The 14641-nt window shown below is 38.4% G+C and carries 12 protein-coding genes; all 12 read right to left on the bottom strand.

Annotation, left to right across the window (positions count from 1 at the left end):
• Positions 1–498, bottom strand: coding sequence for a hypothetical protein (locus H5S41_RS05015; protein ID WP_182602563.1), 498 nt, complete (start codon positions 496–498; stop codon positions 1–3).
• Entirely contained in the window at positions 495–3407 is a 2913-nt protein-coding gene (locus tag H5S41_RS05010) for a MucBP domain-containing protein (protein ID WP_182602562.1), read from the bottom strand. Before H5S41_RS05010 ends, H5S41_RS05015 begins: the two co-directional genes overlap by 4 nt.
• 307 nt (positions 3408–3714) lie before the next feature.
• Positions 3715–3849, bottom strand: coding sequence for a hypothetical protein (locus tag H5S41_RS11950; protein ID WP_259395079.1), 135 nt, complete (start codon positions 3847–3849; stop codon positions 3715–3717).
• Positions 3850–4038: 189 nt separating this feature from the next.
• Positions 4039–5064: a sugar kinase gene (locus H5S41_RS05005; protein ID WP_182602561.1), complete on the bottom strand. Its 1026-nt coding sequence runs from the start codon at positions 5062–5064 to the stop codon at positions 4039–4041.
• Positions 5065–5082: 18 nt separating this feature from the next.
• Positions 5083–6588 (bottom strand): UxaA family hydrolase, encoded by a 1506-nt coding sequence (locus tag H5S41_RS05000; RefSeq protein ID WP_182602560.1) that lies wholly within the window; start codon positions 6586–6588, stop codon positions 5083–5085.
• Positions 6589–6628: 40 nt separating this feature from the next.
• The gene (locus H5S41_RS04995; protein WP_182602559.1) at positions 6629–7285 is read right to left on the bottom strand and encodes a bifunctional 2-keto-4-hydroxyglutarate aldolase/2-keto-3-deoxy-6-phosphogluconate aldolase; all 657 of its coding nucleotides are present in this window, start codon (positions 7283–7285) and stop codon (positions 6629–6631) included.
• 18 nt (positions 7286–7303) lie between these two features.
• Entirely contained in the window at positions 7304–8185 is an 882-nt protein-coding gene (locus H5S41_RS04990) for an aldose 1-epimerase family protein (protein ID WP_182602558.1), read from the bottom strand.
• 13 nt (positions 8186–8198) lie between these two features.
• A complete protein-coding gene (locus H5S41_RS04985) occupies positions 8199–9683 on the bottom strand; it encodes a UxaA family hydrolase (RefSeq protein WP_182602557.1) in 1485 nt (494 codons plus the stop codon).
• 5 nt (positions 9684–9688) lie between these two features.
• The gene (locus tag H5S41_RS04980; protein WP_182598225.1) at positions 9689–11110 is read right to left on the bottom strand and encodes a tagaturonate reductase; all 1422 of its coding nucleotides are present in this window, start codon (positions 11108–11110) and stop codon (positions 9689–9691) included.
• Between the two features lie 286 nt (positions 11111–11396).
• Positions 11397–11576: a hypothetical protein gene (locus H5S41_RS04975; RefSeq protein WP_153709614.1), complete on the bottom strand. Its 180-nt coding sequence runs from the start codon at positions 11574–11576 to the stop codon at positions 11397–11399.
• Positions 11577–11876: 300 nt separating this feature from the next.
• Positions 11877–13088: a condensation domain-containing protein gene (locus tag H5S41_RS04970; protein WP_182602556.1), complete on the bottom strand. Its 1212-nt coding sequence runs from the start codon at positions 13086–13088 to the stop codon at positions 11877–11879.
• Between the two features lie 69 nt (positions 13089–13157).
• A complete protein-coding gene (gene uxaC / locus H5S41_RS04965) occupies positions 13158–14627 on the bottom strand; it encodes a glucuronate isomerase (RefSeq protein ID WP_153709616.1) in 1470 nt (489 codons plus the stop codon).
• Between the last annotated feature and the right edge of the window lie 14 nt (positions 14628–14641).

Raw genomic sequence — 14641 nt, 5'->3', positions numbered from 1 at the left:
CTAATTTGATACCTGGTACCACATATTCCATAGCCATTGCAAGTTAATAATTGGACGACGTGAATGTTCTTTTAAGGTTTGGTTGAATCGGTTTAAGCTGGCATATGCTCTCTGTTTTGTATTATTTGGTAAATTTTCTAATTCTTTATCTGGCTCTGCTTTACCATCATTCAAAAACGTAATAACATAAAAATTATTTTGATATTTATTCGGATAATAATTAGCAAATTGTGAATTAATCTCAATTTTATCTTTGTGAGTCAGGACATTAGTTTTCATAACAACATTGTTCGTTGCTTCACGTAAATCAATATGATCTATTTTATATCCTGGTACGTAGTTCTGTGGTAGATAATTATTTCCCAATAATGGAGCAAATCGATAATACTGATTTTTATTATTCTTCATATGGGTTGCATAGTAGTAGGCATGGTAATGCAGATTAAATGGTATTTGAATAACAAAGATTATTCCCAATATAATTAGCCATTTTTTCATCGTCTCTTCCTCCTGAAGAATTTTTTAACTCTTGATCTAGTATTTTTTACGAATCTTGAAACTGATTTACGGGCTGAATTGTATCTTTTAGTTACAGTTCGCTTCACTGCACTATTAAATCGTTTAATCGGCCTTGGGGTATATTTCTTGTACGCTCTTTTAACAACGTTAACCGTTTTTTGATAAATCTGTCTCCCAGTTCTTATTGGGTGGGTAATAATACGTTTTGTCGCTGTATAAAGTCTAGCAGCTTGCTTCTTCACATAAGCTACCCCTGCTCTAGCTTTTTGTACTACTTTCCTTATCGTTTTAGCTGGATGCATTATAGCTTGAGCTGCCATTTTAGCTCCCTGCTTTACAGTTCGCCAATTCCGCCACGCTAGCAATCCGGCAGTCGCAATCCCCATGGTCGTAATAATTGCTTGACTAGTTATTACATTTAGCTTTGAACGTTCTACCATTCCTTTTTCCTGCTTATTTCGTAATTGATTTAATTTATTAGTTTTAGAATTATAAATATCCTTTAACGTTTCGACTAATCCCTTTTTGGAAGTGGTGATCCGATAAACATCAAGATCAGCATTTTTATCTTCTTTGCTTATTTTACTATCAACAACATAGTCCCCATAGTATCCATTCGCAAACAACCATTGCTCCTGATTTTTAGGTAAACCATGTTCACTTGTGAGTTCTTTACCAGTTATCATCCTGAACAGTCTCTCTCTAATTTGATCTGGGAACGTAGCAATAAAATGACTATTTTGAACATTCTTATCTGGATCCATTGAACTAGCCGCAGTTATTGCTAAGTGCGAGAGGTCAACCTTATGCATTTGACTTTGAGAATTTATTATTCTGTAAAACTCATCCGCCTTATTCTTCCCAGTCATTTTCTTTAATCGTTTATAATTATAATTACTAACATTTGATGTATACTTCTGTGGCCTCGATGGAGAATAATTAACCCCAGCTATATAGTATAACTGTTCCAAATTCCTTTGCTGTTGATTTAACCCTCTTCTTTTTCCATCTTTATCAATTACTTTTAATACGTCAAAGAATACTTTTTGCTGATGCTTATTTAATCCCGTATTTTTCTCGAACCAATCGCTTTGCTTTTTCTTTTGAACTTGCTTGTTGACATGTTTCGTTGGATTATAAAGCTTAACGTTAACTGCTGGTAATTTAGGAACTGGACGAGCTGCAATTGGGCGGGCTTGGACTTGAACAGCTGACCGATATACTGGACGAGTGATTGCTTGCGGACGTGCCACATTTCTGACGATCGTTGGTTGCGTCCGAATTGCTGGTGTCGGCCGACGAGTCGTTGCCAGTCGGACTACCCGTACAGGAACAGGTGAGCGCCTCAATGGTAGCTGCAGATTGTAGTTAGTACTGACAGGACGGTTAATCCGGTGGTATACAAAGGTTACCTTACCAGCCTTTTCTATTGTTAATTCTTGTTGCGCTGGTGCAGTATAGCCATCAATCACATCTGGCTCTAAGGATAAGTTTTCACCATACCTAGCAGTAATTATTTCTGGACTTTGTAATGATCGCCCATCTTGATCCACAAATTCTACTTGAATGGGTAATTCTTGTCTGGTATAGACAAATTTAACAGTTGTAGCTCCCGTTACTCGGACTGTCTGTAACACTGGGGTTAGGTAACCAGTAATTTCACTCGGTTGCAGAGTAATTTCAGTATCATATAGTGCTGATAATTGTTTGTTTTCATTTAGCAAGTTACCTTCTTCGTCGACATACTGCACTGTAATCGGGAAGGCTTTCCGAGTATAAACTAAACGGATTGTTTGATTAGTCGTTACCTCAACCGTCTTAGCTTCAGGTGTGTTAAAACCAGTAATTTGTACAGGCTGCAAGGTAATCCAGCTACCATAGCTACTAGTAATTTCTTGTGGCTCACTCAAAGAGTTACCTTGTTCGTCAACATACTCTACTTTCGTTTGTAACTGTTGTTTACTGTAAATAAACTTAATTGTATCATTTTGACTTACAACTATGCTTTGATCTGTTGGCAATTGGTATCCTTCAACTGCGACTGGTTTTAATTGAACCAACGCTCCTTTAACTGCGGTTAGTTCTTGTTGAGTACTCAAACTATTTCCCTGCTCATCAAGGTATTCGACCGTTAAACGATACTCTGGTAGGTATTGATAGATAATTTCTTCTTCATCCGGTGAAATAATATTAGTTTTCGTATCTACTAGTTGATAGCCATTAATTGATGGTGCTACAGGAACCTGAGGAAAATCATTTGTTCCTGTAGCGTTAGTTGGTGATTGAATCTCTTTTCCCTCATCATCAATATATTTCACGGTCATATGAGTTTGGCGATTAATCACCAGTTTAGTTTGTAGAGCTGAGCCGAATAAGTCATATCGCACACCCGTGGCGAACTTATAAATATCATCATTAGCTGGTGCCGGTGCAAAGAAAGTATAGTTGAACTTACTAAGGTAGGCTACTCCCAAGTATCCGCCGTATGGCAACCCATTTGCCCCATTTAAGTCAGCACCATAATGATAAGGTCCCGTATGACTGCCATCATAAATTACGCCATCTTTAATACTTAAATTAGTTTCTTTAGGAATAATTACTGCAAAATTTGCCAAATCGGTAGCTACCCCTTGTCCCACATCAATATCGGTCGTAATAAAGGATACAAGAACTGGTTGCTCTGTAAAAGTATCATGACGGACAATCTGATATTTAATATCGATATAATTAGCCCCATTATATAGAGCAACAATCGAGTTGTTACTTGATCCTTTGATATATTGTTCGCCTGTGAAAGCTAGTCCTTTAACACGTCCATCCTTGCCAAAACCAGAGTAAGCCATCCAGTCGTCTTTATCACTATCTTCAACCGTGTAAATTAAATCCAATTTAGTTCCGGCAAGAGTTTGACCAATATTGGTAATCCGACCTGAATCGCCGTTATTAAATGTATAAGCTGTTACTGGTTCTGTCGGATTATTTTGTCCCCAATAACGCGAATTGTTAATAGTTCCGGTAGCTGCTCCCTTAATTGGCTGGACTTCTGTTTCATCAGTCCAGCCTAAGCCGTCTTTAGTTAATAAGTTGTCATTGGTGAAATGATCCGTTTTTACGGTTACTGTTTTCCGTGCCTACAGTATCAGTATTCGGTTCTCCACTAACCTGAACATTGATAACTTTGGGTGCTTGTGGATCTTATTGCTTATCAGCTTGAGTAACTGGTGTTAAAGTCTGCGATGTTGTAACGTCTGCACTAATCGCCTGATTGTACAATGTAAGTCCCGCCAACACTGAGGTACTAATAAGTATCTTACTTTTCATTTTGGTCATAGCTAAGATTCCTCTCGGTTTTAGTTGTGGCTAAAATATCAATCGATAAATTTTCCAAATAAAGATTATAAAGAATTTCAAAAATAGTGTAAATAGTTTTGTGAAAATATTAATTTAAAAAAGGCAACAAGTAATAACCTAAAATAGATAATTACTTGTTGCCTTAGTTATTCTAAAAATATTTTTCTTTTACCTTGCAACCCTTGTACCGGCGCCACCTTGCATAACTGCTTCAACATCCTCTTTAGTAGAGATATTCAGGTCGCCAAGAACAGTTAGCTTAAGCACACTCGCCGCAATTGCATAGTCAATCGTTTCTTGTGGGTCATGATCATTCAAAATCCCGTGCATTAATCCTGCACCAAAGGCATCCCCACCAGCAACACCTTCAAGAACATCAATCTTATATGCTGGGCTTTCATAAATCTGTCCATCTTTTAACATCAAAGCCATCCACGTCGACTTATCAACCGATTGAATGTTTCTTAATACACTTGCAACAACCTTCACATTGGGGTACTGCTTAACAATTTCTTTCATTCCATGAATAAAGGTGTCTTTTTGATCAATTCCACGAGCCATGTCGCCATCAAAAGCATAAATGCCGAGACTTTGTTCAAAATCTTCGTCATTTACTAAGCAAACAGTAAGATACGGCATTATTTTCCGCATATATGCTTGTGCTTCTGCTGGGGTCCAAAGCTTACCCCTGAAGTTTAAATCACAGGCTACTTTAATTCCATGTTCTTTGCAATATTCGCAAGCCGTTAAAATTGTCTTACGCATTTCATCAGAGAGGGCTGCTGTGATCCCACTGAAGTAAAAATAATCTGCGCCCTTTAGCAATGTCGCCCAATCATATTCGTCAGCCTTTGACGTTGCAAAAGAACTGCCCGCTCGATCATAGGTAACCTTGGTTGAACGTACACTAGCCCCTTTTTCAAAAAAGTAAATTCCAAGACGTGGGCCACCATATTGCAGTAATGAGGTGTCCACACCATATTCACGTAATTTATCAGTGGCAGCTTTTCCTAATACATTTTCAGGGAACTTTGATGCAAAAGCTACTTGGTCGCCAAATAAACTTAATGAAACCGCAACATTAGCTTCCGAACCACCATAATTTGCATCGAACCTGTCTGCTTGCAGCATCCGTTTCTTGTCGGTTGGTTTGAGCCGCATCATCATTTCGCCAAAAGTTACAATTTTACTCATCACATATCACCCCTTTTACTATTCAGTAACACCAGTCTTGAAAATTGCGATACCGTGAACATTATATTTTTCATTATTAGTTTTTTTACCACTTGCGACATCAATGATAAATTGGATAAATTCATCCGCCAAATCATCCATTGATTCATTCATTAATCGTCCTGCGTCAAAATCAATCCACCGTGGTTTTAAGTTAGCAATATAAGAATTAGAAGATACTTTTACTGTTGGGACATAAGTAGCAAATGGTGTTCCCCGTCCAGTCGTAAATAGAACCATTTGACAGTCCGCCGATGCTTCGGCTGAAGAAGAAACGAGGTCGTTGCCGGGTGCCTGCAATAGGTTTAATCCCCTTGTCTTCAACTTATCACCATATTGCAGGACATCATTAACTGCTGATGAGCCTGATTTTTGTGTGCATCCCAATGACTTATCTTTAAGTGTAGAAATTCCGCCAGCTTTATTACCTGGTGAAGGATTTTCATAGATTGGCTGGTGAAAACTCTCAAAGTAGGCCTTGAAGTTATTAATCAGATTCACAATCTTGTCAAACGTCTCTTTATTCTGCGCTCGTGACATTAAAATCTGTTCTGCCCCAAACATTTCTGGTACTTCTGATAAAACGGTTGTTCCTCCCTGAGCATCAACAAAATCAGAGAGTCGTCCTAGCAATGGATTAGCAGTAACACCAGATAAACCGTCTGAACCGCCGCACTTCAAGCCGATTTTTAATTCGCTAAGTGGCTGCGGTGTTCGCTGATCGTCTGCTACCACGTTATTTAATTCTTCCAGCATCGCCAATCCATCAGTAAGTTCATCATCGCTATCAGCAGATGAAAGGAACTTGATTCGTTGGGTATTAATCGGTCCGTCTGCTTCAACTAGTGCCTGTTTCATTTTTTCTAATTCACTATCATCGGCACAATCTAATCCGCAAATAAGTACCGCACCAGCATTGGGTTGGCGGGCAGCATCAACAAGAATCTTACGAGCATGTTCATAATTATCTTCAGGCGTGTCAAAACCGTATGTGTGCTTTAACGGAATTACATTATCAAAATTACCATTATCAGGGTGTAAGGCTTTAAACTGCTCAACTAGCGGATCAAGGGTTTCGCTAATAGAACCTACAACCGGAATAATATATAAATCATTCCGAATGCCAACCTTACCATTCGGGCGCTTATAGCCCATAAAAGTCCGTTTATCTTTTTTTACTTTAGACTCTATTTCAATTGGATTATAGTGATACTGTAATTCACCGGATAAATTGGTTGCAATATTGTGAACGTGAACATGACTGCCACGCTTAATAGGTTCTGTTGCATGACCAATCGGATACCCGTATTTAATAATGTCTTCACCTTCAGCAATATTTTCAAGGGCAATCTTATGACCACGAGTAATATCTTCTAAAACGATTACGTCTCCATGCAGTTTTGTCTTCAGAACAGACCCTTTTTTGATGTCTTGGAGAGCAACGGCGACAGTGTCATGATCGTTCAGAATAATGAAATTGTTCACTAGTATCAAGCTCCTTTTTTATTGAAGCAAAGGTTATTTGTTACTTTGCTTCTTGTTGAATCCGTTCAAACTCTGCATGAAACTTTTGTGCGTTTTCCTTTACTTTAGAGTAATCACCATCGGCACCAGGACCAACTAAACTACCACCAGCACCAACAACAAATGCACCAGCCTTAAACCATTCAGCCATATTGTCCAGAGAAACGCCGCCACTAGGCATAATATTTGCTTGAGGGAATGGTCCTTGCAGTTCTGGAATCATCTTTTGGGTAGCAATTGCACCAGGAAAGATCTTAATAACATCAGCACCGGTACTTAGTGCTTTTTGAACTTCGCTTGGTGTAAAGCAGCCGGGCATATACGGAACGCAGTAGAGGTTACATAATTCTGCAACTTCTTCATTATAAGAAGGACTAACGATAAATTTTGCGCCGGCAATCATTGCCATTCGCGCCGTTGATGGGTCAAGAACAGTCCCCGCGCCAACGACTACCGATGGATCATCAGCATATTCTTCGCTTAAACGTTTGATCGTAACGTCAGCATTTGGCGAGGTGAAAGCTAATTCAATTGCCTTAACGCCCCCTTCAATACTTGCTTTTGAAATCTTGTAAGAATTTTCTTCGCTACGACCACGAACGACCGCTACAACACCTGCATTTTTGACGGCTTCTAATGCTTCAAATTTTGGTAACATAATTAAATAATCTCCTTTTTATGATAAATGAATTTCATATTGATATACTTGTGAACTACTTGGCTGCAAGAACAAATTGCCTTCTTTATCTAGCCAATCAACTGGGGCACCAAGTACATCAGGTAAGCCATTAAATGGTTCAATACATAGGAATGAACAATCTTCATCTTCTTTTGTCCATAAGCAAATATTATTAAACTGGTCAACATCTAATTGAATTTGGTGACTAGTTAGGGGTGAGAAGAGGCGAACACTTTTGACTCCTGAATTAGTAATGATTCGCAATCCTGGTTTAAACGTTTCATAGTTAAGTTCAAATAGGTTACCGTTTGAATTAGTTAACGATTCCTCTTTCCCCGTCCGATATGGAGCAGGTGTTTTTACAATTTCATAAACATTTAACGGATCTTCTGTACCATTAAATTCCACTCGGTAATTATCAAACTTACCAACACCATTAATTGGTACATTAAATGCGGGGTGAGAGCCAAGTGAAAATGGCATGACCTCCTCCGAATGATTACTAACATCGAAACTAAGCGAAAGACCCGTGCTAAGGAGCGTAAACGTAATCTTTAGTTCAAAATCAAATGGATACATTTCTTTAGTTTTATCATCCGCACGAAGACCTAAAGTAAGAATATTAGGCTCATGTGAAATAACCGAAAAGTCTTCATCTGCCACGAAACCATGTTGCGGCATAGAATAAGTATGCCCATTCAATACATATTCGTCTTTATTCGAGCGTCCAATTGCCGGAAAGAGAACTGGAGCATGTTTCCCCCATTCTTTTCCATTCCAAATATAGTCGAAATCAGCCGTTTTATTAATGAGGTGGGTTAATTGTGCACCATGTTCATCAATCTCAGCCCGAAATTCTTTATTTTCAATAACCTGCATTTTGATCCCCCGCTTATTCGGTGACACCAATCTTGAAAATAGCCAACCCATGAAGCCCGGCTTTTTCATTACTTGTCCTGGTACCATTAGCAACATCAATAATATAGTTAATAAATCTTTCAATCCCCGTTGGATCATTTACGGCTTTCTCACCATCAAAATCAATCCAGCGGTTCTTCTTTTCTGCAAGCGCTGAATTAGAAGAAACCTTAATTGTCGGGACATAGGTTGAATATGGCGTCCCTTTACCTGTGCTGACAATAACCATTTGACAGTCAGCAGACGCTTCTGCCGAAGAATCGATAAGGTCATTATCAGGGCTTTCAATTAGGTTAATCCCGTTCCTTGTTAATTTATGCCCATACGGTAAAGCGTCATTCACTTCACCATTACCAGCAAGGCGAAGGGTCATTAACGCTCGTTCTTCAGCAGTTGAAATACCAATTTTATCTTCTGCATCACTTGGTACTTTGTTCATTTGAGCATCAAAATGAGCATAATAATGCTTAAAGTTATCAAAAACTTTAGTCACATGCTCGGCAGCTTCTCCATCCGATGCACGCACAATGATTTCCTGCTCTGCTCCAGACAGCAAAGGAATCCCGGTTAATGCAACCGTCCCGTCATTAGCAGTAATATAGCTAGCCGCATCAGCAATTAAGCGGTCAGCGGTAATTGCACTTAGCCCATCAGGACGAACATTTTGCAATCCTACTTTCAGTTCGCTCAATGGTACCGGCGTCCGCTTATCATTAGCTGCTACCGTATTTAACTCCTCTAGTAGCTGCTGAGCATTCGCAAATTCATCTTTTACTTCCTGGGCAACAAGGAATTTCATTCTTTGGCTGTCAATTCCTGCCATTTTTTCAATTTCAGCTTTCATTCCGTCCATTTGGTTGTTCTCACAGCCAAGGCCAAATACTAGTACACCACCAACATTAGGATGTAAAGCCGCGTCACAAAGAATATGACGAGTTTGTTCAAAATCATCACCTAGTTGCGAACAACCATATGGGTGCTTAAGCAAAATGATATTATCGAATGCTCCATTATCAGGATGTTTTGCTTTAAACTGTTGCACCATCACATCCATTAAAGGCGTAATACAACCAACTGTTGGCACAATATAGAGGTCATTGCGGATTCCAACTTTGCCATTTTGCCGACGATAACCCATAAAAGTTTTTTGATCTATATCGGGAAAATCAACTTTTATGTTGGGGATCTTAATTTCGTTATTATTTTGGTTTGTTACAAGATTTTGTTTACTAATCATTGCACCAGCAGTCACGCTTGATGTTAAGTGCCCAATCGGTTGCCCGAATTTAATAATATCAGTCCCGCTATTTAAATCAGTCAGCGCAATCTTATTGCCAACGGGGATATTATCACTGATAACAATCTTTTTGCCATTAACTTCAACGGCTGTTTGTGCAGGAAGATCAACGGTCGCAACGGCCACGTTATCATTAGGGTTTAAGATAAGTAGCTTTTCCATAAAACTTACTCCTCCACGTTAATTTCTTGAACGATCTCACGTGTTCCCTTTTTGCCAATTTCGTTATAATACTTGGTTACTAAGTCCTCGAGTCCGGGAATCTTAGTTAAATCTTCACCCCAGAAATCAGGATTAGAAAGAGCCGCATGAATGTAATCATCTGTACCCTTAATCTTTGCAAAACCATCAACAATATCAGCGGTGTCGTTAATCTCAAATTCAGATTTGCCGTTATAGATCCAAAGGTAAGCTGCTAGGGCAAGGGTCATCCGTTTAGGAAGCTTGCCATATTTTTCATAATAGCGCTTGTAATTTGGTAATAACCGTGCACGGTACTTTGAAATACTATTGAGGGCCAAAGCGCTTAATTGGTGCTTAACATATGGGTTTTCAAACCGTTCTTGAATTCCCTTAGCGTAACTTTCCAATTCTTCTTTTGGCAACGGTACAACAGGAATAATTTCTTTATGCATTTCATCATCAATAAACTTATAAAAGTCCTTATCAGCCATTACCTGTCCGACTGTTTGCAGACCGGCTAAACGGCCTATTGGCGACATCGTGGTATGAGGTCCGTTAAGAATTGATACTTTCCGATTACGGTATGGTTGCATATCGTCAGTTACGACAAGGTTAATGCCTGCTTCTTTAAGCGGTAATACTTTTTCGATATCCTTATCGCCTTCAATTACAAAGATTAAAAATGGTTCTGTTTTTACCATGTTCTGGTCTTTATAGCCCCATTCCTGTTCAAGGTCTGCTGCTCGATCACGTGGATAACCTGGTACAATGCGATCAACTAATGTGGAATAGAATTTATTATCTTTGTTAATCCAGTCAACAAAGTCTTGTCCTAAATTCCAAAGATCCGCATATTGTAAAATAGTCTTCTTCAATGTATCACCGTTATGGTTGATTAATTCACACGGGATAATATGAAATCCCTTCTTGCCAAGTTCAAATCGATGGTAAAGTAAAGCAGTTAGTTTAGCAGGATATGAACTCTTTTCACCATTTTTAATTTTCTCAAGAGTATCGTTTTTATCAAAAGCGATTCCTGCCTCGGTCGTGTTAGAAAAGATAACTTCAATATTGTCATCTTCAGCTAAGGCCATGTACTTATCATATTCGGTGTAAGGATTAACAGTTCCATTAACCGATTCAATAATTTCATGACTTTGGATTTTCTTGCCATCTAAAATTCCTTCAAGCAATACTGTATACAAGTCATCTTGTTCATCAAGATCTTTTACCCGACCAGTCGGCAATGGTTGGACAATTTGTACCCCGCCTTTAAATAGACCTTGCTTATTCATTTGCTGAATTTGCCAATCAATGAATGCACGTAAGAAATTTCCTTCACCGAACTGAATAACCTTATTTGGATATTGTGGCAACTTACGAAAACTATTATTTAGACTCTCCATCCTAAAAACCTCCAAATCAAATTAACTACTGTGCGCCCGGTTTGATTTGCTAAATTTAACCGCATCTGTGAGAGGATGATGTGCAATAACTTGCAAACTAAGCCGATATATTGAATACGTAGTCATATGTGCAACTACAGCAATTAATGAATGCGCTATCAATCTATTTGTATTATAAAATGTTAACGTGAAAATTTCAATAGGATTAAATAGATTGTTTAGGATTGATCAAGTCATTTTAAAATTAAGAGACCAACACAAACTGCCGGTCTGCTAACGGTTTGCATTACTTATTCATTTGATAGTCAACTGTTTCCTTATTCTTTGTTACAATATTTGTCATCTGGTAACTTAGATTATGACTATTCATATTTTGCTTGCTAGTATAAATTGAACTGGCACTAACACCACCTGCTAAAAGAATACTAGCAATAATAACAACAATAATGCTTTTAATTAGGTTCATTAAAAGTCTCTCCTCTCACTCTTTTTAATTTTCATGTTCACGTGAACAAGAGATTAGCCAAACAGTATTTTACTACAACTTTACTGAGATGCAAGGAGAGTAATTGAAAAGACCTTTTAGCAGTCATACTGACAAATGTTTGTAAAAACAATATGCCAGCTGGCTGGAGTACCATCTTCTTCCATTTATTAGTAACTGATGTATTAGTATATTAGAATTGTAATCGCTTTTAACTAATTAGTCAATATCAACTAACCTTGAAAATATAAAAAACGGCCACTAAATAGCCGCTTTAAGTTACTAATTAAATCTTAAGAAATATTCACGCAATAGGTCCCGCATGGTTAACACTACTGCCCTGGCCATTCGTTCTTCCGCATCACTACCGATCATTGCAAAAGATAGGTTAATCTGTCCGCAATAAGTGCTAATTGCCACTTGAAACATTGGGTATTTCCGATATGTTCCCAGCATTGAAAAATCTGTAATTGCACAATCAGCAAAAGTAAAGCGTTGCGGATCAATAATACCAAAATTTGTATATGAAATATTGCGAACATGATAATTATCCTCCACAATCTGCTGTAGTTCAGCAAGCGGATACTGGTCATACTTATCAATTAATTCTTTAATTGACTGAAAGCATTGAAATTTCTGCTTGTTGTTTGCCATTGTTTGATGGACTGCCTTGACGACCGTTTCAAATGGTTGTCGCAAATCTGATTTGATTGCAATATTATACCGTGAAGTATGATTAGCAATTCGTAGCTGTTCAGCTCCTGGAATAAATTGCCGCATATCAGTGGGACATGCTAAAGCTATTTCATCAGTGTCGGCATAACGCTGAACTGCCTGCCCAAACGCAGCCATAAAGAGGTCATTTAACGTTACGTGCTTATGATGAGCGGCTTGACACAATTGCTTTGTTTCGTCTTTGCTTAATCTAACTGTTAGCGTTCTTCGCTTTTTTCCTTGACCATCAGCGAGAGCAGGCATTGTTAATGGCTTTGCAGGGTGATCTACCTGCCGATTAGTCTTAACCGGATGTTCTTTAAGCAATTGTCGTAACCAATCAATATCCTGATGGTTCACCTCATCAATTTTTTCTGTATTATATGCTGATGCCAATAAATATAAAAACTGTTTACCACCGGCTCCATCGGTCAAAATATGGCTAAGGTAAATAGTAATCTTATAACCGTCTTTTGCTTCATTTAAATAAATTCGTAATTGAGGGTCTGCAAACAAATCCCAGCGTTCACTGTCAATATCGGGATCAAGTCCCATAAATAAGACCCCTTCCAAATCATCGGTTACCGGAATAAATGAATTATCTTCAAGCACATACTTTGAAAAAAGCTCTGGAACAACCTCATTGCATTGTATTATTGCTTTTTTAAAGCGCTCCACATCAAATTGATCATCAACCGAAAAGCTGATTCGGATAAGCGGATATAATTCTTTTAGTCCGATTGTATGCAAAATGTTTAATGGCTCGCCTGGATATTTCATTATCAGATTTCTCCTTTACCAAAAAGGAGTCATGACCTCTCTGCCATCACTCCTCGTATTACTTAAATTTTAATATTGAAATGGATTTTCATGCTTAGTAAATAATTCGTCAGGAGTGGCATCATTAAAGAAGCCAAAGTATTCATAAGCATTGTTGTAAGCAATATCTTGGACAATCTTACCAAGGTATTCTTTATCTTCAGGTGCCCGCCCTTGTTCAACCAAGCTACCAATAAAGTTACATAATACCCGTCGGAAGTACTCATGACGTGGGTATGAAAGAAAACTCCGCGAATCGGTTAGCATCCCGACAAAGTTTGGCAAAAGGCTTTGTTGAGCAAAATCACGTAGCTGCGTAGTCATTCCCTCAGCAGTATCATTGAACCACCAAGCAGCACCTAATTGCATCCGTTGCTTACCACCTTCAAGGAAGCAGCCCATTAATGTAACTAGCTGCATCCAGTCATTTGGATTTAATGAGTAGAAGATGGTCTTTGGAATATCATTTGTATCACGCATCTTAGTGTAAAGCTTTTGCATATGAGAAACAATATCGGGTTGAGTTCCCATTGCATCATAACCAGTGTCTTGACCAAGCTGTTCAAACATTGGGTGATTAAGATCCCGAATTGAATTAATGTGGAATTGCATTGTCCAATTGTATTTAGTATTTAACTTCATCATTTCTTCAAGGAACATCGTAAGCCATTTATCATATTCAATTCCTGTCACTTCTTCATTTGCTTCTGCCTTCTTCATAATGGCATCAAGTTCATCATCAGTAGCTTCTGCATAATGGTAAGTAAGAAGTGAATGGTCAGAGAGACGACCACCCATATCATTGAAGTATTGGAAACGTTGATCCATTGCCTTGATCAAATCACGGAAAGAGTTAATTTCGACACCGGAAACTTTACCTAGCTTCTTAAGGTATTCGGCAAAAGTTGGCTTATTAATTTGAATTAGATTGTCAGGCCGCATTGCTGGTAATGTTCTAAAACCGTTTTCCCGTTCATCTTTCTTCAACAGTTTATGATAATGAAGGTCTGATGCCGGATCATCGGTTGTGCAGACAGCCTTAACATTGGAAAGCTTAATCAGGTTACGTGGTTTAAAATCATCCGTTTGAAGGAGGGCATTAGCTTTCTTCCAAACTTCTGGAGCATTCTTCCGTGTCAAGGGTTTATCGATCCCGAAGAAACGCCGTAACTCAAGATGGGTCCATTCATAAACCGGATTACCAACAGCTTTTTCAATCGTTCCTGCCCATGCTAAGAACTTTTCGTAATCATCAGCGTCTCCAGTAATTAATTCTTCCGGTACACCATTTGCCCGCATCAAGCGCCACTTGTAATGGTCGCCATAGTGATCTTCGTTGATCCACACCCTAGTAATGTTTGCATAATTTTTGTTCTCATAAATCTCTTCTGGGTTCAGATGACAGTGAAAGTCAATGATTGGCATATCTTTAGCATAGTCAAAGAATAACTTTTTACCCCATTCGTTAGTTAGTAAGAAATCTCTATCAAGTAATGTCATGATTATTCCTCCTA

Origin of the sequence: Limosilactobacillus albertensis, assembly GCF_014145555.1 — a bacterium.
Lineage (GTDB): Bacteria > Bacillota > Bacilli > Lactobacillales > Lactobacillaceae > Limosilactobacillus > Limosilactobacillus albertensis.
This window is presented reverse-complemented; position numbering and strand designations above follow the sequence as displayed.

Coding starts and splice junctions, on each gene's coding strand:
- H5S41_RS05015 (WP_182602563.1), bottom strand. CDS start 498: ATGAAAAAATGGCTAATTATATTGGGAATAATCTTTGTTATTCAAATA.
- H5S41_RS04985 (WP_182602557.1), bottom strand. CDS start 9,683: ATGGAAAAGCTACTTATCTTAAACCCTAATGATAACGTGGCCGTTGCG.
- H5S41_RS05005 (WP_182602561.1), bottom strand. CDS start 5,064: ATGAGTAAAATTGTAACTTTTGGCGAAATGATGATGCGGCTCAAACCA.
- H5S41_RS04990 (WP_182602558.1), bottom strand. CDS start 8,185: ATGCAGGTTATTGAAAATAAAGAATTTCGGGCTGAGATTGATGAACAT.
- uxaC (WP_153709616.1), bottom strand. CDS start 14,627: ATGACATTACTTGATAGAGATTTCTTACTAACTAACGAATGGGGTAAA.
- H5S41_RS04980 (WP_182598225.1), bottom strand. CDS start 11,110: ATGGAGAGTCTAAATAATAGTTTTCGTAAGTTGCCACAATATCCAAAT.
- H5S41_RS04995 (WP_182602559.1), bottom strand. CDS start 7,285: ATGTTACCAAAATTTGAAGCATTAGAAGCCGTCAAAAATGCAGGTGTT.
- H5S41_RS04975 (WP_153709614.1), bottom strand. CDS start 11,576: ATGAACCTAATTAAAAGCATTATTGTTGTTATTATTGCTAGTATTCTT.
- H5S41_RS11950 (WP_259395079.1), bottom strand. CDS start 3,849: ATGACCAAAATGAAAAGTAAGATACTTATTAGTACCTCAGTGTTGGCG.
- H5S41_RS04970 (WP_182602556.1), bottom strand. CDS start 13,088: ATGAAATATCCAGGCGAGCCATTAAACATTTTGCATACAATCGGACTA.